The sequence below is a fragment of the Caulobacter hibisci genome, from assembly GCF_016135805.1.
In the GTDB taxonomy this organism is placed as follows: Bacteria; Pseudomonadota; Alphaproteobacteria; order Caulobacterales; family Caulobacteraceae; genus Caulobacter; species Caulobacter hibisci.
In genome coordinates this window covers 17,505-36,722 of the sequence record NZ_JADWOX010000017.1, presented here as the reverse complement: position 1 = coordinate 36,722, position 19,218 = coordinate 17,505, and the positions used below count along the sequence as shown (strand labels likewise).

The 19,218-nt window shown below is 68.9% G+C and carries 18 protein-coding genes and 1 tRNA gene; 7 read left to right on the top strand and 12 right to left on the bottom strand.

Annotation, left to right across the window (positions count from 1 at the left end; all coding sequences use genetic code 11):
- Positions 1-98: 98 nt before the first annotated feature.
- The 3 genes from I4Q42_RS19975 to cytX all read left to right on the top strand — a co-directional run bounded on the left by I4Q42_RS19975 (position 99) and on the right by cytX (position 3,000).
- A tRNA-Ala gene (locus I4Q42_RS19975) sits at positions 99-174 on the top strand.
- A 184-nt stretch (positions 175-358) separates the two neighbouring features.
- Positions 359-1,531, top strand: coding sequence for a carbohydrate porin (locus I4Q42_RS19970; RefSeq protein ID WP_198577851.1), 1,173 nt, complete (start codon positions 359-361; stop codon positions 1,529-1,531).
- 218 nt (positions 1,532-1,749) lie between these two features.
- Entirely contained in the window at positions 1,750-3,000 is a 1,251-nt protein-coding gene (gene cytX / locus I4Q42_RS19965) for a putative hydroxymethylpyrimidine transporter CytX (protein ID WP_198577850.1), read from the top strand.
- 128 nt (positions 3,001-3,128) lie between these two features.
- On the opposite strand, the gene I4Q42_RS19960 is transcribed toward cytX, so the two are convergent.
- The 5 genes from I4Q42_RS19960 to I4Q42_RS19940 form a co-directional block, all read right to left on the bottom strand.
- Positions 3,129-3,527 (bottom strand): DUF1801 domain-containing protein, encoded by a 399-nt coding sequence (locus tag I4Q42_RS19960; RefSeq protein ID WP_198577849.1) that lies wholly within the window; start codon positions 3,525-3,527, stop codon positions 3,129-3,131.
- A 15-nt stretch (positions 3,528-3,542) separates the two neighbouring features.
- A complete protein-coding gene (locus I4Q42_RS19955) occupies positions 3,543-3,959 on the bottom strand; it encodes a DUF1801 domain-containing protein (protein ID WP_198577848.1) in 417 nt (138 codons plus the stop codon).
- Between the two features lie 130 nt (positions 3,960-4,089).
- Complete coding sequence (gene aguB / locus I4Q42_RS19950; protein WP_198577847.1) at positions 4,090-4,971, bottom strand: N-carbamoylputrescine amidase; 882 nt, start codon at positions 4,969-4,971, stop codon at positions 4,090-4,092.
- A gap of 6 nt (positions 4,972-4,977) precedes the next feature.
- Complete coding sequence (locus I4Q42_RS19945) at positions 4,978-5,982, bottom strand: agmatine deiminase family protein (protein ID WP_198577846.1); 1,005 nt, start codon at positions 5,980-5,982, stop codon at positions 4,978-4,980.
- Between the two features lie 148 nt (positions 5,983-6,130).
- The gene (locus tag I4Q42_RS19940; RefSeq protein ID WP_198577845.1) at positions 6,131-8,632 is read right to left on the bottom strand and encodes a TonB-dependent receptor; all 2,502 of its coding nucleotides are present in this window, start codon (positions 8,630-8,632) and stop codon (positions 6,131-6,133) included.
- A gap of 188 nt (positions 8,633-8,820) precedes the next feature.
- Here I4Q42_RS19940 and I4Q42_RS19935 point away from each other — a divergent pair, with 188 nt between their 5' ends.
- Positions 8,821-10,404 (top strand): ArnT family glycosyltransferase, encoded by a 1,584-nt coding sequence (locus I4Q42_RS19935; protein WP_198577844.1) that lies wholly within the window; start codon positions 8,821-8,823, stop codon positions 10,402-10,404.
- A 168-nt stretch (positions 10,405-10,572) separates the two neighbouring features.
- On the opposite strand, the gene cysS is transcribed toward I4Q42_RS19935, so the two are convergent.
- Positions 10,573-11,964 (bottom strand): cysteine--tRNA ligase, encoded by a 1,392-nt coding sequence (gene cysS / locus I4Q42_RS19930; protein WP_198577843.1) that lies wholly within the window; start codon positions 11,962-11,964, stop codon positions 10,573-10,575.
- 192 nt (positions 11,965-12,156) lie between these two features.
- On the opposite strand from cysS, the gene folE reads away from it, so the two are divergent.
- Positions 12,157-12,795 (top strand): GTP cyclohydrolase I FolE, encoded by a 639-nt coding sequence (gene folE, locus I4Q42_RS19925; RefSeq protein ID WP_198577842.1) that lies wholly within the window; start codon positions 12,157-12,159, stop codon positions 12,793-12,795.
- A 300-nt stretch (positions 12,796-13,095) separates the two neighbouring features.
- Here the strand turns inward: folE and I4Q42_RS19920 are convergent, their stop codons facing one another.
- The 4 genes from I4Q42_RS19920 to I4Q42_RS19905 form a co-directional block, all read right to left on the bottom strand.
- A complete protein-coding gene (locus I4Q42_RS19920; protein ID WP_198577841.1) occupies positions 13,096-13,287 on the bottom strand; it encodes a hypothetical protein in 192 nt (63 codons plus the stop codon).
- Position 13,288: 1 nt separating this feature from the next.
- The gene (locus I4Q42_RS19915) at positions 13,289-13,465 is read right to left on the bottom strand and encodes a hypothetical protein (RefSeq protein ID WP_198577840.1); all 177 of its coding nucleotides are present in this window, start codon (positions 13,463-13,465) and stop codon (positions 13,289-13,291) included.
- Positions 13,458-13,733: a hypothetical protein gene (locus I4Q42_RS19910; protein WP_198577839.1), complete on the bottom strand. Its 276-nt coding sequence runs from the start codon at positions 13,731-13,733 to the stop codon at positions 13,458-13,460. Before I4Q42_RS19910 ends, I4Q42_RS19915 begins: the two co-directional genes overlap by 8 nt.
- Positions 13,734-13,947: 214 nt before the next feature.
- Positions 13,948-14,832 carry a DUF817 domain-containing protein gene (locus I4Q42_RS19905; RefSeq protein ID WP_198577838.1) on the bottom strand — a complete coding sequence of 295 codons (885 nt, stop codon included), beginning with the start codon at positions 14,830-14,832 and terminating at the stop codon, positions 13,948-13,950.
- 69 nt (positions 14,833-14,901) lie between these two features.
- On the opposite strand from I4Q42_RS19905, the gene hisI reads away from it, so the two are divergent.
- A complete protein-coding gene (gene hisI, locus I4Q42_RS19900; RefSeq protein ID WP_198577837.1) occupies positions 14,902-15,318 on the top strand; it encodes a phosphoribosyl-AMP cyclohydrolase in 417 nt (138 codons plus the stop codon).
- Complete coding sequence (locus I4Q42_RS19895) at positions 15,305-15,931, top strand: LysE family translocator (RefSeq protein WP_198577836.1); 627 nt, start codon at positions 15,305-15,307, stop codon at positions 15,929-15,931. The genes hisI and I4Q42_RS19895 overlap by 14 nt, the downstream gene beginning before the upstream one ends.
- A 168-nt stretch (positions 15,932-16,099) precedes the next feature.
- Here I4Q42_RS19895 and I4Q42_RS19890 read toward each other — a convergent pair whose 3' ends face one another.
- Both I4Q42_RS19890 and I4Q42_RS19885 read right to left on the bottom strand, forming a co-directional pair.
- A complete protein-coding gene (locus I4Q42_RS19890; protein WP_198577835.1) occupies positions 16,100-17,806 on the bottom strand; it encodes an alkaline phosphatase D family protein in 1,707 nt (568 codons plus the stop codon).
- A gap of 95 nt (positions 17,807-17,901) precedes the next feature.
- On the bottom strand, positions 17,902-19,080 hold the full coding sequence (locus tag I4Q42_RS19885) for a DUF418 domain-containing protein (protein WP_198577834.1): 1,179 nt from the start codon (positions 19,078-19,080) through the stop codon (positions 17,902-17,904).
- Between the last annotated feature and the right edge of the window lie 138 nt (positions 19,081-19,218).

The window sequence follows — 19,218 nt, the reverse complement described above, 5'->3', positions numbered from 1 at the left end:
CCCCGGCTGGCAAGGCCGCGCCGCTTCCGGCTTCCGCGCCGACCCGCGCAACTGCCGCTTGACGGACGCCGCCGGCCACCGTATCTCCGCGCTTCCTTGGGGCCGTAGCTCAGATGGTAGAGCGCCTCGTTCGCAATGAGGAGGTCAGGGGTTCGATTCCCCTCGGCTCCACCAAGGACCTCTCCCGACATCGCCAAGTCCGTCGCCCTCGCGCCGCCTCGCGTCTTGCGGCTGTAGGACCTGGCGCGCGCCACCCTAGGCGCCGCGACGTTCCGTCGCGCTGTAAAGAGCTGAGAATAAAGGGTTTCTGAGTCTTGTCCCGCGATGCTGGCCGCCAACTTCATCATGTGGCGGCAGAATGCGGACCCTGATCATCGGAACGGCGCTGGCGGCTTGCGCGGCTGGCGCGGCGCAGGCGCGGGAGGCGGAGGCCGCCAAGGCGCTCGACCTGTCGTTCGGCTACAAGGCCGACCTTGCGGCGACCGTGGACGGCGGCGCGGCCCGGCGCGGGCGGGTGCTGGACAATCTGACGGTGGGGGCCGACCTCGACCTGGAGAAGGCGTTCGGCTGGCAAGGCGCGCGGGCCCACGCCCTGCTGCTGAGCAATTCCGGCGGCGCGCCGGGCGACGATTCCGGTTCGATCCAGGGGGTCGACAACATCGAGGTCTCGCGCCACCGAGTGCGGCTGTACGAGGCCTGGGTCGAGCAGGACCTGGCGCGCGGCAAGGGCTCGGTGCGGGCCGGGCTCTATGACCTGAACAGCGAATTCTACGCCAACGACAGCGCCGGCCTGCTGATCGGCCCGGCCTTCGGCATCGGCTCGGAGTTGGCGGCCACGGGGCCGAACGGGCCGTCGATCTTTCCCTCGACCAGCCTGGCGGTGCGCCTGGCCTGGACGCCGTCGGAGCGGGTCTATGTGCAGGCCGCGGCCCTGAACGCCCATGCCGGGGTGCTGGGCGATCCGGGCGGGGTCGACTTCAAGATGGAGGACGGCGCCCTCCTGATCACCGAGGCCGGCTGGACCGGAGCCGGCAAGGTGGCCGTGGGCGCCTGGCGCTACACCCGCAAGCAGGACGACATCCGCGATCTTGGCCCCACGGGCGATCCGGCCAAGCGCAAGGCCCAGGGGGCCTATGTGCTGCTGGAGCGCGGCCTGACGGGCGGTGACGCGGAAGACGCCGTGCGCCGCACCACCGCCTTCGCCCGCCTTGGCGTCTCGGACGGCGACACCACCCCGTTCCAGGGCGGCTGGCAGGCCGGGATCAAGGTCGACCGGGTGCTGGCCTCGCGCCCCGACAGCGCCTTTTCGATCGGCGTCAACCAGGCCTATCTGACCGGCAAGCACCGCGCCAACGCGGCCGATGAGGGCCAGGACCTGGGCGACACGGAATCGGCGATCGAGATCACCTATGCCGACACCGTGGGTCCGCTGACCCTGCAGCCGGACCTGCAATATGTCATTCGGCCGGGCGGCGACCGGGCGATGAAGAACGCCGTGGTGGCGATCCTGCGGGTGGGGGTGGAGTTCTAATACTTGCCCCCTCTTCCATAGGGAGAGGGAGGGGCCCGCCGCGAAGCGGTGGGAGGGTGAGGGGTTTCACCGTTGGCCGCCCCCTTCCTACTCGCCGACGCCTTGCCTTGTCCGGATAGTTTGTAACCTCTCACCCTCCCACGCCTGCGGCGCGGGCCCCTCCCTCTCTCGATGAGAGAGGGGTTCAAGCGCCCCTCCGACCTGCTAAGGCTGGCCGCATGGCCAAGCTCGACGACGCATATGATCCCCTGACCCCCGTTCCGGCCGACCGCCGGGCGTTCGGGGCGCGGGACGCCTTTTCGCTGTGGTTCAGCCTGGGCATCGGCCTGCTGGTGCTGCAGGCCGGCGCCTTCCTCGTGCCGGGGCTCAGCCTGCCGATGGCGCTGGCGGCGATCGTCGTCGGCTCGGGGCTGGGGGCGCTGCTGCTGGCGGCCGCGGGCGTCGTGGGGTCCGACACCGGCCTGTCGTCGATGGGGACGCTGCGCCGGACCCTGGGCAAGGGCGGGGCGGCGGTTCCGGCGGTGCTGAACGCCGTGCAACTGGCCGGCTGGGGCGCGTTCGAGATCATCGCCATGCGCGACGCCGCCGACGCCCTGGCCAGGCAGACCTTTGGCTTTTCCAATCCCCTGGCCTGGACCCTGCTGTTCGGCGCCCTGGCGACGGCGCTGGCGGTGCTGGGGCCGGTGTCGTTCGTGCGGCGGTTCCTGCGGGCCTGGGGGCTGTGGCTGCTGCTGGGCGGGGCCGGCTGGCTGAGCTGGCGGCTGCTGTCGCAGTACGACCTGGCCGCACTGATGGCCAAGGCCGGCACGGGCGAAACCAGCTTCGGCGCCGGCGTCGACCTGGTGGCCGCCATGCCGCTGTCGTGGCTGCCGCTGATCGCCGACTACACGCGGTTCGGCAGCACCGGCCGCGGCATGTTCCGGGGGACCTTCGCCGGCTATCTGCTGGCCAATATCTGGTTCATGGGGCTGGGCGCGGCCTACGCCCTGGCGGCCGGAAGCGACGGGCTGCTGCTGAGCGCCCTGGCGGCGGCGGGCGGCGGGATCGCCCTGCTGCTGATCGTCGTCGACGAGACCGACAACGCCTTCGCCGACATCCACTCGGCCGCCGTCTCGACCGCCACCCTGGCGCCGGTGCGGCCGGCCCGCCTGGCCCTGGTGTTCGGGGCGATCTGCACGATCGCGGCCCTGCTGGCCCCGATGGGCCGCTACGAGGGCTTCCTGCTGCTGATCGGCTCGGTGTTCGCGCCGCTGTTCGGCGTGCTGCTGGCCGACCACTTCGTGGTGCGCCGCCGGCGGGCCGAGGGCGCGGCGAGCGGGGCGGTGAACCTGGCGGGGCTGCTGGCCTGGGTCATCGGGATCGGCGCGTACCAGGCGATCAGCCGGCTGGCGCCGGAGGTCGGGGCGACCCTGCCCGCCGTGGTGGTCGCGGGGGCGGCGTATGTGGGGCTGCGGCGGGTTATGAAATAGCCTCCCTTCCCCCTTGATGGGGGAAGGGTCGGGGATGGGGGTGGCCTGCTGAGCTTGCGGCTGTGCGGTCGCTACCGCCGTTGTCACCCCCACCCCTGCCCCTCCCCCATCGAGGGGGAGGGGTGGTGTCACTTTTTCTTCTTCGCCGTATTGAGCGCCACGGCCGCGAGGATCAGCGCCTTGAACGCCGCCGCGTCGACGGTCTCGCCTTCACGGATGTCGATGGCCCGGCGAGCGTTGCCTTCCAGGCTGGCGTTGAACAGGCCGGCCGGATCCGGCAGCGAGGCGCCCTTGGCGAAGGTCAGCTTGATGTAGGCCTTGTAGGTCTCGCCCGTGCACAGGATGCCGGCGTGCGACCAGACGGGCGTGCCGCGCCACTTGACCTCCTCGACCACCTGCGGATCGGCCTCGCGGATCAGGCCGCGCATGCGGGCCAGGATCTCGCCGCGCCAGTCGGCGAGTTTCGCGATGTGGTCGTCGATGTATTGGGAGGCGTCTTCGACGGCAGACTCTTCAGTACCGGGCATCGGGTGTTTCCTCGTCTAGAGCCGTTCGCCGGGCAGGACGGCGGCTTGCTCGATCCAGGCGGTCAGCAGGGCCTCGTCGAGGGCGTCGCCTTCGTGGATGTGGAAATAGCGGACGTCGCTCTTCTTGGAGAGCTCGGGGGGCTGGGGATCGAGCGCCGCGCCGCGGAAGAAGGCGATCTTCACGTAGCGGGCGAAGACGTGGAAGCTGAGAAACCAGGTCTTGTCCCCGTCGGGCGCGCCGTAGAACGGCGAGTTCCACTTCACCGCCTTGCGCACGCCGGGGACGGCGGCGGTAATCAGGGCGTCGAGACGGGCGCCGACGGCGCTCTTCCAGCCCGGCATGGCGGCGATATAGGCCTGGATCGGGGCCTCGCCATCGCCCTTGGCGATCTGGGGGTTGCCGCCTGAGAGCAGCTTTGGCGCGTCGGTCATGGGCTCTCCCCGAGCGGTGGACACGGGGAGATATGAGGCCGGTGGGCGCGGGTGTTGCAAGGGGTGTTGGAGCCACCCCCTCCTCCCGTCATTCCCGCCCTTGTGGCGGGAATGACGGGAGTGAAGGTGATCAGACGCTCGGCCGGGGCCCGGCCAGGCTGGTGTAGAACTCCGGACGGCGGTCGCGGAAGAAGCCCCAGGCGGCGCGGTGGGTCGTGAGGAAGTCGAGGTCGAAGCTGGCCTGGACCAGGCCCTCGTCGGCGCGGCCCAGTTCGCTGACTAGGTCGCCGCGATGGTCGGCGATGAACGACGAGCCGTAGAAGGTCTGGCCGCCGTTGGGATAGCCGTCCCAGGGCTCGAAGCCGATGCGATTGGCGCCGACCACCGGGATGACGTTCGACACCGCGTGGCCCTGCATGGCCCGCCGCCACGGCAGGGCCGTGTCGAGGCTGGCGTCATGCGGCTCGCTGCCGATGGCGGTGGGGTAGAACAGGGCCTCGGCGCCCATCAGGGCCATGGCGCGAGCGGCCTCGGGGTACCACTGGTCCCAGCAGATGCCGACGCCCAGGCGGCCGAAACGCGTGTCCCAGACCTTGAAGCCCGTGTCGCCCGGCCGGAAGTAGTACTTCTCCATGTAGCCGGGGCCGTCGGGGATATGGCTCTTGCGGTAGACGCCCAGCAGGGAGCCATCGGCGTCGGCCATCACCAGGCTGTTGAAGTAGTGCGGCCCCTCGCGCTCGAAGATCGAGATCGGGATGACCACGCCCAGCTCGCCGGCCAGGGGCGCGATGGCCTTGACCACCGGGTGCTCGCGCCACGGATGGGCCTCGGCGAACCAGCGCTCTTCCTGGGCGACGCAGAAGTACGGGCCCTGGAACAGCTCCGACGGCAGGATGACCTGCGCGCCCTTGGACGCGGCCTCGCGGATGAAGCCCTCGGTCTTCTTGATGTTGGCGTCCAGATCCATGCCGTAGGAGGTCTGGATGGCGGCGACGCTGAGCGTGCGGGGCATGCGGACTTACTCCTCGGGTTCTTGCTGGCTGATGCAGTGGAACGAGCCGCCGCCGGTCAGGATGGCGGTCGAGGCCAGGCCGATGACCTGGCGCTCGGGGAACAGGCCCTTGATCACCTCGACGGCGAAGGCGCCGGACTCTTCGGCGTAGATCGGCACGATCACCGCCTCGTTGGCGATCAGGAAGTTCATGTGCGAGGCCGGGATCGGCTCGCCGTCCTCGTCGAGGATGCGGCCCGGCGAGGGGATGCGCACGACCTGCAGCGGCGAGCCGCGGCTGTCGGTCATGGCGCCCAGCAGGCGGGCGGTCTCGGCATAGACCTCGGCGTTGGGATCGTCAGCGCCGAAGGCCATCGGGCAGGCCACGACGCCCGGAGCGACGAAGCGGGCCAGGTTGTCGACGTGGCCGTCGGTGTGGTCGTTGAGCAGGCCGTCGCCCAACCACAGCACCTTCTTGGCGCCCAGGGCGGCGGCCAGGGCGGACGTAGCCGAGGCTTCGTCCCAGCCGGCGTTGCGGTTGGCGTTCAGCAGGCACTGGCGGGTGGTCAGCACGGTGCCCAGGCCGTCATGGTCGAGGGCGCCGCCTTCGAGGATGAAGTCGTTGCGGACCAGGGGTGCGCCCGAGGCGGCGGCGATCTGCTCGGCGACGATGTCGTCGCCCTCCAGGTCGTACTTGCCGCCCCAGCCGTTGAACTTGAACCCGGCCGCCGAGGCGCCCTTGTCGGTGTCGGTGAAGATGGGGCCGGTGTCGCGCAGCCAGATGTCGCCGAACTGGCCGCGGACGATCTCGACCGAGGTGTCGGAAAGCAGGGCCTGGGCGGCGGCTTCGGCCTCGTCGCCGACCACCATCAGCCGCACGCGCTCGCCGCCCGGGCCGGCCAGGGCGCGGGCGAGGTCGGCGACCTCCTGTTGGGCCACTTCGAGGTCTTCCTGCCAGAGTTCGCCGTGGCTGGGGAAACCCACCCACATGGCGCGGTGCGGAGCCCACTCGGCGGGAACGATGAGGGTCATTTTCGAAACCTGGTCAAAACGAGGGGCGCAGATGGCCCCGGATGGCCCGGGGGTCAAGCGCGCCTTCTAGCAAATTGGTGCGACAAAAGAAAAAGGGCGGCTCCGAAGAGCCGCCCTTTCCTTAGGTCCCGTGACCTGCGGCGAGTTCTTAGAACTCGGTGCGCAGGGTCAGGATGGCCGCGCGGGGCGCGCCGCGACGGGCGAACGGACCGCTGTAGCCCGGGGCGCCGGACAGACCGCTGGTCGAGGTGCCGTTCAGGTCGCCGTAGTACTTCTCGTCGAACAGGTTGGAGACGTTCAGCTGAACGTAGCTCTTCTCCATGCCGATCTTGTTGAGGTCGTAGCGGACGTCCAGATCCCACACGGCGTAGTGCGGAACCTTGACGTCGTTGACGTCGGTGACCCAACGCTCGCCGACCCACTTGCCTTGGACGCCGAAGGTGAAGTCCGAGACCTTGTAGGTCACGCGACCACCGAACATCCACTTCGGGGTTTCAACCAGTTCCTTGCCCTTGGTCGGAGCGTAGCCAGCCGCCAGACCGGCGCCCGGATAGATCGCCGTACCGCCGACGAACAGGTTGTTCTGCAGTTCGCTGTTGGTGTAGCTGGCCGAACCATAGACGGTCAGGGCTTCGTCGATCGACCAACCGGCCTGAGCGTCGACGCCCCACAGTTCCACGTCGCCGACGTTGCGGTCGATGATCGTGTCGTCGGTCGGATCGCGGGTGCTGACGATGCGGTCCTTGATGGTGCTGCCCCAGCCGCTGATCGAGCCGACGATGCCGCCCTTGTTGTAGCGGTAGCCGAAGTCGTAGCCCTTGCTGGTTTCCGGCTGCACTTCGCCGAGCTTGCCCGTCGAGGTCAGGGTGTAGAGGTTGTCGACCTTCGGCGAGGACTGCTGCTCGCTGTAGCTGGCGAAGATCGTGCCGGAGTCGGTGATCTTGAACGAGGCGCCGTAGCTGGGCAGGACCGCGTCGTACTTCCGGATGGCCTTGAACGGCGTGAAGTAGCGGGTGGTCGAGGTGCCGAAGGTCACCGCGTTGGCGACGGCGTCGGTCGCCAGCTTCACCGAGGTGGCCGGGGTGCGGTCCGAGCAGGTGTAGGTCGACGAGCCGGCTTGCGAGTAGCAGAACTGGTGCAGTTCGCGCTTCTGCAGCGGCGCGCGGATGCCGACGCTCAGGCGCAGACGGTCGTCGATGAAGCGACCGCGGTATTCGGCGCTCCACTGCTGCAGGACGGCGATCGAGTCGCGGTCGCGCTTCTGGCCGACGTGACCGTTGACCATCAGAGCGGTCGAGTCTTCGTGGCCGTCCTTGGCGCTGAAGGGATCGCTGGCGAAGCCGTTGACCAGTTGGCTGAACTCGCCGGTCTGGCGGGTGTGGCCTTCGTCATAGGCGTAGGAGACGCGCAGCAGGTTGCTGTCGTTGATGTCCCAGATCACCGAGCTGTTGAAGCCGTAGCGACGGGTGTTGGTGTTGCTCGGGCCGTAGAACAGCACGCTGTCGCGGGTGTCGCCGTCGCCGTTCAGGTCCTTGCCGACGCCCGTGGCCGAAACCACGCGCAGGTCGGTTTCGCTGAGGGTGAAGGTGCCGCCGCCGTTGGCCAGGGTGTAGTTGAACGACGGGTCGAAGGTGGCGCGCAGGTTGTCGCGGATGGTCCAGCGCGACGAACCGCGGATGGTGCCGGTGTTCGACGGGTTGATGCGGTAGCCGTAGAAGCCGCGGGTGGCGCTGTTGGTCGCCGGAATGGTGTCGGCCGTGCCGTTGACGGCGGTCGGCGTGACCCAGGTGGTCAGGTAGTCGCCGTCCCAGCCGAGGGTGTTCACTTCGTCAGCACGCACGGCGTAGGTCGCGTCGTGGATGTTGAACGAATAGTACTGGGCGTTGCGGTTTTCGTTCCAGTTGCCGGTCAGGCTGATGAAGTCGCCGTTGTCGCGGATCGGCTGGTAGATGCGGAAGTTGTACTGCTTCTTCTCGAGGCTGCCCGGGCCCTTGTACTTGTCGTACTTGGTGTAGTTGGCGGCGAACCAGGCCTGGGTGCCGAAGGGACCGAACTCGCCGGTCTGCACCAGGCCGAAGATGCGGCGGAAGTTGTCGGTGCCGACCGAGGGCTTCACCACGAAGCGCGCATCCTTGGTGGTGCGCAGGGTGGTGTAGTTGATAATGCCGGCGGTCGACGAGGCGGTGGCGGTGTCGACGTCGGCCGAGCCGGTGTTGACGTTGGCCTGCTCGATCAGTTCCGGGTCGAGCTGTTGGTTGGTGTAGATGGCGTAGTTGCCGGCGTCGTTCAGCGGCACGCCGTCGACCAGCAGGCCGATGTGGGCGCCGTCCTGACCGTGCAGGCGGATCGTGCCGCCCGACGAGCCGTAGGGATCGCTGTTGGTGAAGTTGAAGCCCGGGACCAGGTTCAGCGTCTGAGCAATGGTCTGACCGGCCGGCTGGGTGTCGATATATTCCTGAGTGATGACCGAGCGGTTCTTCAGGGCGGTTTCGGCGGTCAGCAGACCGTCGACCGACTTGGTGCCCGAGGCGGTGACGACAACCTGTTCGACTTCGGTCGAAGCGGTCGACTGGGCCATCGCGGCCGTCGCCGCCAGCAGGCTGCCGACCAGGGCGGTCGACGCCAGGCAGGCGATTTTTTTCGTATTCATATCGAAGGATCCCCTCATTCTTTGACGCGAGCCCCTAAGGTGAGCATCAATCCGCATCGTTTGGGGGGTTTAACGAAACATTTCGAAGGTTTGGTGACGGAAACGCCACGATCGCCCAGAAACTGCCACAACGACGGCGGTTTGCGGAACGATTGGTCAGTTTTCACTTACTTGTCTAAGGAGGGGGCATGATCGCGAACGCCTTACCCACTCCGGAATCCGAAGCCCGCGCCTGGCGCCTGACGCTGATCGCGGTCGCCGCCCTGACGATCGTCCGGGTGCTGGCGATTTTTTCCACGCCGCTCGAGCTGTACCCTGACGAAGCCCAGTACTGGCTTTGGTCGCGGACCCTGGACTTCGGCTACTATTCCAAGCCCCCGATGGTGGCCTGGGTGATCTGGCTGACCACCTCGATCGGCGGCGACGCCGAGCCGTGGCTGCGCCTGGGCGCGCCGCTGCTGCACGGAGCGACCGCTCTGATCGTCCACCGGATCGCCAAGCGCCTCTACGGCGGCTGGGCGGGGCTGGCGGCCGCGGCGGTCTATGCCCTGATGCCGGGGGTGCAGCTGTCGTCGGGCGTGATCGGCACCGACGCGCCGCTGCTGTTCTTCCTGGCCCTGACGATCTGGGCCTATGTCTCGCTGCCGGCCGCGGAAGCAGGACGCCAGCGCCTGCTGACCGCCGCCGGCCTGGGCGCGGCCCTGGGCCTGGCCTTCCTGTCGAAGTATGCGGCGATCTACGTGCTGGTCAGCATCGGCGCGCACCTTCTCCTGTCGCGCGAGGCTCGCAAGGTGTGGACATGGCCGATGGGCCTGGCGTTCTTCGGCGTGCTGATCGCCGTCTTCGCGCCCAACCTGATCTGGAACGCCGCCCACAAGTTCGCCACGGTCGAGCACACCGCCGCCAACGCCAACTGGGGCGCGAAATCGCTGTTCAATCCGCGCGAGCTGGTCGAGTTCATCGGCTCGCAGTTCGGGGTGTTCGGCCCCGTGCCGTTCGGCGTGCTGCTGGGCGGCGGGATCGTGCTGGCGGTCCGCAAGCGCCTGCAGCCGGCCGACGTGCTGCTGCTGTGCTTCGCCCTGCCGCCGCTGCTGACCGTGGCCGGCCAGGCCTTCGTCAGCCGCGCCAACGCCAACTGGGCGGCGGCGGCCTATGTCGCCGGCTCGGTGCTGGCCGCCGGCTGGATGCTGCGCTGGGGCGCGCGGCGCTGGCTGATCGCGGGCCTGGCCCTGCAGGCGGCCTTCGCCGGCCTGTTCGTGGCCTGCCTGATGAGCCCGCGGCTGGCGGACGGCATCGGCCTGGCCAACAGCTTCAAGCGGGTGCGCGGCTGGGACCAGACGGTGCAGGCGATCATCAACCGGGCCCGCGAGGAGCAGGCCGGCGCGCGCCTGAGCTCGGTGGCCGTCGACGACCGCTTCCTGTTCAACGTGGCCGCCTATTACGGGCGCGACTACTGGGGCACGGTCGGCGCCCCGCCGCTGCGCATCTGGGTGCACGAAGCCCATCCGCAGAACCAGGCCGAGACCGAGGCCCCGATGACGCAGGCCTATGGCCGCCGGACGCTGATCGCCAGCCTGGAGGGGGTCTACAAGGCCAAGATCGAGCAGGACTTCAAGGCGACCTCCGGCGACGAGATCGTCCGGGTGCGGCTGGACCGCAAGCGCGCCCGGCGGACCGACCTGTTCATCGCCGAGGGCTTCGCGCCCGTGCCGCGCGATCCGAAAACGGGGTTGCCGCCGGATCCGGAGAAGGGTGGCTCTACGAAGCGCTGATCCCCTCTCCCCTTGCGGGAGAGGGTGGCCCCGCAGAGCTGGGTCGGGTGAGGGGTCGCACCTACAGAAACGCCGCGAAAGCCGATCAGCTTTCGCGGCGTTTTGCTTTTGAGAGACCCCTCATCCGTCGGCTACGCCGACACCTTCTCCCGCAAGGGGAGAAGGATTTTAGTCCTTCATCCGCCAGGTGGCGCCGGTCGGGCTGTCCATGACCACGACGCCCAGGGCGTCGAGCTGGCCGCGGATGGAGTCGGCGGCGGTCCAGTCCTTGGCGGCGCGGGCGGCGACGCGCTGGGCCAGCAGGTCCTCGACCTGGGCCTTGAGGTCGTCGGAGGCGTCGCCCTCGAACCAGGCGTCCGGATCGGCCTGCAGGAAGCCCAGCAGGGCGCCGGCCTCGAGCAGGCGCGACTTGTGGATCGCCACCTCGGTCAGGTCGCCCGCGGTGACGGCCTTCTCGATGGCGCTCGACACCTCGAACAGCTTGGCGACGGCGGCCGGCGTGTTGAGGTCGTCGCAGAGGGCGTCCATCACCTCCTGCGGGGCCTCGACGGCCTGGTCGGGAACGACGTCCTTGGCCCGGCGCAGGGCGCCGTACAGGCGGTCGAGCGACTTCTTGGACTGCTCGACCAGCTCCGGCGTCCAGTCCAGCGGCTGGCGGTAGTGAGCCGACAGCAGGGCCCAGCGCACCGCCTCGCCCGGCACGGTCTTGACCAGCTCGTGCGGGATGATGACGTTGCCCAGGCTCTTGGACATCTTCTCGCCGGCCATGTCGAGGAAGCCGTTGTGCATCCAGTAGCGGGCGTAGGTCGGCAGGCCATGGGCGCAGCGGCCCTGGGCCACTTCGTTCTCATGGTGGGGGAACTGCAGGTCGATGCCGCCGGCATGGATGTCGATCGGCAGGCCCAGCTGCTTTTCGATCATCGCCGAGCACTCGATGTGCCAGCCCGGACGGCCCGCGCCCCAGGGGCTGGCCCATTCCGGCTCGTTTTCCTTGCTGGGCTTCCACAGCACGAAGTCGGCCGGGTGGCGCTTATAGGGGGCGACCTCGACGCGGGCGCCGGCGATCATGTCGTCCAGCGGCCGGCCCGACAGCTGGCCGTAGTCGGCGAAGCTCTGGGTGTCGAACAGCACGTGGCCTTCGGCGGCGTAGGCGCTGCCATTGTCGACCAGCTTGCCGATCATCTCGACGATGGCGTCGATGTGGTCGGTGGCCTTGGGCTCGAGGTTGGGGCGCAGGGCTCCCAGCGCATCGGCGTCCTCGTGATAGGCGGCGAGATAGCGGTCGGTGATGACCTTGATCTCGACGCCCTCGTCGGCGGCCTTCTTGTTGATCTTGTCGTCGACGTCGGTGACGTTGCGCGCATAGACCACCGCCTCGTCGCCGAATTCGTGGCGCAGCAGGCGGTAGAGCACGTCGAAGGCCACCACCGGACGGAAGTTGCCGATGTGGGCGTAGCCGTAGACCGTCGGTCCGCAGACATACATCGTCACCCGGTCGCGATCGGCGGGAACGAAGTCGCGCTTCTCGCGCGCCATGGTGTCGTAGAGCCTGATGGTCATGAAAACTCGGTCGCCTTGACGCAGCGGAAGGGTGTTGTCGGAACGAAAAACCGGACCCATATAGCGGGGAGCGCGCCTTCGAACCACGTCTTTGCGACGTGAGAGGCGCGCCCTTTAACGGGTGGCACGCGTAATTCCGGAGCGAACGGCGCTCCGGCGCAACTCAGCCCGTGGAAAGTCCCCTTCGAAAACATGGACGCACTGACCCGCGAGCGAACCCTGATCGGCTCTGACGACAACGCCGGTCTTGATCTTGAACCCGCCCAGCGCCCCTCCCGAGACGAGGCCATGGCCGCGGTGCGGACCCTGCTGGCCTGGGCCGGCGACAATCCCGACCGCGAAGGCCTGCTCGACACGCCCCAGCGCGTGGTCGACGCCTATGGCGAGTGGTTCGCCGGCTATGAAGGCGACCCGGCCAAGGAGCTCTCCCGCACCTTCGAGGACGTGCAAGGCTATGACGACATGGTCATGCTGCGCGGCATCGACGTCCAGAGCCACTGCGAGCACCACATGGCGCCGTTCCTGGGCAAGGCCTGGATCGCCTACATGCCCACCGGCAAGGTCGTGGGCCTGTCGAAGCTGGCGCGCCTGGTCGAGATCTTCGCCAAGCGCCTGCAGACGCAGGAAACCATGACCATGCAGGTCGCCGACGCCATCGAGGACCACCTCTCGGCGGCCGGCGTGGCCGTGCTGATCGACGCCGAGCATCAATGCATGTCGACTCGCGGCGTCCACCACCACGACGTCTCGACCATCACCACCCAGTTCCGCGGCGTGTTCAAGACCGACAAGGTCTTGCAGCAGCGGTTCATGGATCTGGTGCGGAAGTAGGCCCCTCTCCCCTTGCGGGAGAGGGTGGCCCGCGACGCGGGTCGGGTGAGGGGTCGCACCGCACAGAAACGCCGCGACGGCTGGTCAGCTGTCGCGGCGTTTTGCGTTTGAGAGACCCCTCATCCGTCGGCCTTCGGCCGCCACCTTCTCCCGCAAGGGGAGAAGGGCCCCGGCTTTTCTTCAATACCGAAGGGTCGGAGAGGGGGCGTTTTCAGCTTCCGAGGCGCTGAACAGCCTCGGCCGCGCCGCCCTCTCCGTCGGCTTCGCCGACACCCCTCCCTTCAGGGAGAAGGTCCCCAGCTATCCCCGCTCGTAGGCCAAGAGCTCCGCCTCGCCGGCGGCGGTGATGATCCAGCCGGTGCGGCCGCGCTCGGCCAGGCCCAGCTCGGTCAGGCCGCGGGCGTCGGCGATGTTGATCCAGTCGACGTCGTGGCCCTGCTTCTTGCGGGCCAGGTTGCGCAGGGCCGTCACCTGCTCGGGCGCCAGCGCCATCCTATTGGCCGCCCGACAGCGGGTTGGGCGCGGTGGCGACGCGGATGGCGAAGGCGCCCAGCCGCTGCTGCAAGCGGACCACCTCGGCTGTCAGGTCGCTGACCTCGGCCTGGAGCTGGGCGTTGCGGCGCTTGAGATAGTCGTTTTCCCGCGCGAGACGGTCGGGATCCTCAGTCATCGGAGCCCTCCAGCAGCGTCGGCCGAGAGGCGACCGCGCAGCGGGCCAGCCAGCCGCGCCCGCGCTCGCGGGTCATCTGCATGACCGTGAAGTCCTCGATGCCGCCGTCGGGCGAGCCCAGGGTGTAGATGTCGCCGATCGCCGGCGGCGTCGCCGACAGGCCGGCGATGGTGACGTTCAGCGCCGCGTCCCGCCAGCCATAGGTGATCTCGTAGTCGTGGCGACCGAACGGCGAGGCGCTCGGCTGGGGCTGCGAAGGGCGGGGCATCCAGGTCCTCCAGGCGCGAGCCGACGCCCGTCCCGACCAGGGGACGGCGCGCCGGAAGCGGCGGCGATGAACGAAAACGGCATGAAACCGGCGGGCCGCCGAACCAGGTCGAGGACGCCGCGAACGGAAGCCTCTGGGCGCGCTCTTCGGCGCATGCCGGCTTATAGCACGCCGCGCGATGGCACGCCGGGATTTCTATGGATCGGGCGGGACGTCAGACGGCCGCGCGGATGCCTTCGCGCAGGCGCTCGACGCAGGCGTCCAGCGGGCGATGGACCAGGCTGACCAGGACGAAGCTGATCAGCATCAGCAGGTACCAGGCGCCGAGCTTCTCGATCCCGACCATCCGCCAGCCCTCGGCCTGGCTGGGATAGATCCAGGCCCCGGCCAGTGTGCCGAGGTTCTCGGCCAGCCAGATGAACGTCGCCACCAGCATCAGCCCCAGCAGCATCGGCATGCGCCGCGCCCGGCGGTCGGGGGTGAAGACGAACCAGGTGCGGCCAAACAGCAGCACCGACAGGGCGAACAGCCCCAGGCGCATGTCGGTGACATAGTGGTGGCTGAAGAAGTTGACGTAAACCAGCACCGCCAGGATGTGGGCGCTCCAGAACGGCGGGTACTTCACGAAGGTGATGTCGAACAGGCGCCAGGCCCGGGCGATGTAGCTGCCGACGCAGGCGTACATGAAGCCGGAAAACAGCGGCACGCCGCCGATCCGCAGCACGCTGTCCTCGGGATAGATCCACGAGCCGTGGGCGGTCTTGAAGATCTCCATGGCCGTGCCGACCAGGTGGAAGATCAGGATCACCGCCGCCTCGTCCCAGCGTTCGAGCTTGGACAGCAGCAGCATGGCCTGGATGGCGACGGCGGCGATCACCAGGAAATCGTAGCGGGCCAGGACCGCTTGCTCGGGCCAGAACAGGAAGGTGCCCAACATCAGGGCCAGCATCACGGCGCCGAACAGGCAGGCCCAGGCCTGCTTGAGGCCGAACAGCAGGAACTCGTAGGCCCATGCGTTGGCCTTCGAGCGCTCCGCCCACGGTCGCGCCGCGCGGTCAAGCGCCGCCACGCCGTGCTTGATCCTGGACTTGAGGTCCATCGTCCCGTCATTTCCCGTCCCGAAGCCGCAGGCTAGCCCAAACCGGGGGGTTTGCGCCATATGTCTTTGATGACCAGCCCTCTCTTCCCCGCCGCCCCCGACAAGCAAGCCTTGGAACGGGGCCGCGCCCTCGCCCCGCGCTTCGACGCCAACGGCCTGGTGGCGGCCGTGGCCCAGCACGCCGACACCGGCGAGATCCTGATGCTGGCCTGGATGAACGACGAGGCCCTGAAGCTGACCGTCGAGACGGGCGTGGCCCACTATTTCAGCCGCTCGCGCAACGGCCTGTGGAAGAAGGGCGAGACCAGCGGCCAGCTGCAGATCGTCAGCGAGATCCGCGTCGACTGCGACCAGGACGCGGTGCTGATCAAGGTGCGCCCGCAAGGCGACGGCGGGGCCTGCCACGTCGGTTTCCGCTCGTGCTTCTATCGCGTCTGGGAGAACGGCCAACTGGTCGAGCGGGAGGAAGTCCATGAGCACGCCTGAGGCCCTGGTCGCCTTCACCCTGGCGGCGTCCCTGCTGACCATCACGCCGGGGCTGGACACCGCCCTGGTGCTGCGCAGCGCCGCCACCGAAGGGCCGCGCCGGGCGGCGGCGGCGGCCGTGGGCATCGGCGCCGGCTGCATGACCTGGGGCATGGCGGCGGCCTTCGGGGCCGGGGCGCTGCTGACCGCGTCGGAACTGGCCTACACCGCCCTGAAGTGGGCGGGCGCGGCCTATCTGGTGTGGATGGGCGTGAAGATGCTGATCAAGCCCCGAGACCGCTTCGAGCCGGGGGCGGTGGCGCCGACCGGCGGCGGCCTGGCCGACTCCTTCCGGCGCGGCCTGTTCACCAACCTGCTCAATCCCAAGGTCGGGGTGTTCTATATCTCGTTCCTGCCGCAGTTCATCCCGGCCGGAGCGAACCCCGGCGTGTTCGGCAGCCTGCTGGCCGGCATCCACGTGCTGCTGGGCCTGGCCTGGGCCGGCCTGCTGATCGCCGCCACCGCCCCCCTCGCCGGCCTGCTGCGCGAGGCGGCCGTGGTGCGCTGGCTGGACCGCATCAGCGGCGGGGTGTTCATCGCCTTCGGGCTGCGGCTGGCGCTGGAGCGGCGCTGAGCTCAATAACTCCCGTCATTCCCGCCCTTGTGGCGGGAAACCCTCTTCCAGCCGCACGGGCGAATGGGGCGGCGTGCTCAGCACGCCGCTTGCGCCTCACGTGAAAGCGGAACCAGGGGTTCCCGCCACAAGGGCGGGAATGACGGGAGATTTAGTAGGGGCTTGGAATCACCCCTCCGCCAACGCCTTCACCCCGCCCCCATCGGCCGGCGTCACCACGAACGTCTTCAGGACGCTGGTGGTGTAGTCGGTCGACAGGATGGTCGAGACCGCCACCAGCTCGCCGGTCGCCCTGCCCTTCTCGAGCGTCAGCAGGACGAAGCCCTTGGCGCTGGGGTGGGCGTACTTCACCTCCTTGTTGCGCTCGACGAAGGCCTCGCCGAGCGGGGCGCCGGGCATCAGGTCGCCATAGCCGGGCGAGGTGATCGAGGTGGCGCCGAACTCGGCGGCGACGCGCGAGGAGCCCGCGTCGTCCCACAGCTCGTTGGCCCAGAACATGTGGCTGTCGCCGGCCAGGACGATCGGGGTCGCCTTGCTGGCCTTGAAGATGTCGTAGACCCGCTGGCGATCGACCGGATAGCCGTCCCAGGCGTCGAGGTTGGAGGGGATGTCGTAGGCCGACATGGCGACGCTGCCGGCCACCCGGCCCTTGGCGTAGTCGGGCAGGGCCGCAATCAGGGCGTCGAACTTCTCGGCCCCCATGGTCGCCTTCAGGTTCGGCGGGGCGACGCGGGCCATGACCACCTGGTTGCCCAGCACCTGCCAGGCGGTGCCGGCCTTGACCGAGGCCTCGACCTCGCGGGCCAGCCACTGCTCCTGGCCCTCGCCCATCATCCGGCGCGAGGGATCCTTCCACTTGGCGACGAAGGCGGCCACGTCGGGCTTGCCGTCGGCGGTCTTGGGCAGGTCGCGCTCGTAGGTCAGCTGCTCGCTGCGGGCGGTCAGGCGGGTCTCGACCATCAAGAGGGTGGCGACGTCGCCGAACTGGAAGCGGCGCCAGGCGGCTTCCGGCAGCGTCCCCTGCCCCGGCTCGCGGATCGGCATCCACTCGTAATAGGCCTTGAGCGCGGCGGCCTTGCGGGCGGCCCAGTCGCCTTCGCCCTTGTCGGGATCGTGGTTCTCGGCCCCGCCGACCCAGCTGTCGTTGGCGGTCTCGTGGTCGTCCCAGACGACGATCCACGGCGCGCGGGCGTGGGCGGCCTGCAGCATGGTGTCGGTCTTATAGAGGGCGTGGCGGCGGCGGTAGTCGCTCAGGGAGACGATCTCGTGCGCCGGGTCGGGCCGGCGCTGGGCGGCGACCGGCGAGTTCATGCCGTAGTCCTTGGGCCCGCCGCCATATTCGTAGATGTAGTCGCCCAGGTGCAGCACCGCGTCGACGCGGGGCAGCTTGGCGATGGCGTCGTAGGCGGTGAAGTAGCCGTTCGGATAGAGCGAGCAGGAGGTCACGGCCAGGACCACGTCCTCGACCGAGCCTTCCGGCAGGGTGCGGGTGCGACCCGAGATCCCGGCCCCGACCGGCTTGCCGGCCTTCACGCCCCGGAAGCGGTAGTGATAGTCCGTGCCCGGCTTGAGGCCGGCCACGTCGATCTTCACCGTAAAGTCGCGGCCGGCGTCGGTGGTCGCCTGGCCCTGGGCGACGATGGTCTTGAAGTCGGGATCGGTCGCCACGTCCCAGCGGACGGGAACCGGCAGGGTCGCGGCTTCAGTGGTGATCCGGGTCCAGAGCACGACGCGGTCGGCCAGCGGGTCGCCCGAGGCCAGGCCGTGGGCGAAACGGATCTCGCCCGGGTGCAGGCCCTTGGGGACCATGGCGGCGACGGGGGTGGCCGCGCCCGTGCCGAGCAGGGCCAGAAGCCCGCGACGATCGATCTTCATGGAATCCACTCCCCGACTGGACGCCCACGGCGTCTGAAGCGCCGTTAGTCCCGCCTGGCGACAACCATATGACGCACACGGTTATTCGGGGAGCATCATCGCCGCAGCGGCGTCGGCCCGCGATAGAGCCGCCGCCAGACCCATTCCAGCGGCCCCATCGAGAAGCGCTCCAGCCACCACCGCGACCACAGGATCTGGACGATCCAGATCGCCACGACGATCAGGGCCAGGGCCGGGCGGTCGAGACGGGCATAGAGGCCAAGGCCGCGTCCGCCGTAGAAGATCGCGGTCATGATCAGCGACTGCGAGAGATAGTTGGTGAAGGCCATCTGGCCGACCGGAGCCAGCACGGCGGGGATCCGACGCCAGAAGCCGGTCGAGCGGGCGGCCAGGGCCATCAGCCCGACATAGGCCAGGGTGGTCAGGGGCGCGGTGATGGTCTGCAGGCCCTCGGCCAGGTGCAGCACCGGCATGGCCCTGCCGCCCAGCGCGAAGGCGAAATAGGCCCAGCCGGTCGCCGCCAGGGCCAGCAGGCCGACGGCGATCAGCACGCCATAGGTGCGCCGCGAGGCCTGGCCGGTGAAGACGCCCAGCTTGAACGCGCCCAGGCCGATCATCATCAGGCTGCTGGTCAGCAGGAAGATGATCGGCTCGTAGGGCAGGCCTTCCAGCCGCTCGCGGGCGTTGATGATCATCGACTGCAGGAAATCGCCACGATAGGCCGCGATCGCCGCCGCGCCCTTGGCCGCCTCGCGGGCGGCTTCCGACGCGGTCTCCGACGGCGGCTCGCCCGACAGCAGGGCCAGGCCGAGGGCCGTCAGGGCCGCGAACAGCAGCCACAGCCCCGCTCCCCAGCCCAGCAGCCGCCGCGCCGGCCACGATCGCGCCTGGGCTACGACGAAACCGGCCAGGGCGTAGCTCAGCAGCACGTCGCCCCACCAGATCGCGAAGCCGTGGGCGATCCCGAACACCAGCAGCCAGAGCAGGCGCCGATGCAGCAGGCCATCGCCCTTGGGCGACCGCTCGCCGCCGACCAGGAACATCGAGATCCCGAACAGCATCGAGAACAGGGTGACGAACTTGCGCTGGAACAGCCACTGGGTGACCAGCCACACCGACATCGTCTGCGGCCCCGTCCCGAACGGCCAGTCGAGCACCGCGTCGCTGAGGTCGGTCGGAAAAGCGAAGCCGGGCGCGTTGCACAGCAATATGCCCAGCACGCCCAGCCCCCGCAGGGCGTCGAGCAGGATGATGCGGTCTTTGTCAGCGGCCATGCGGCGCTTGCCCCGGGGTTGAGTCGGGGGATGGTGACGAGCTTCGCGGGCGGCGGGTAGCTGGTTTGCGACCCGTGCTTCTCCAAACGCCCGTCATTCCCGCCCTTGTGGCGGGAAACCCTGGTTCCGTACGCACGT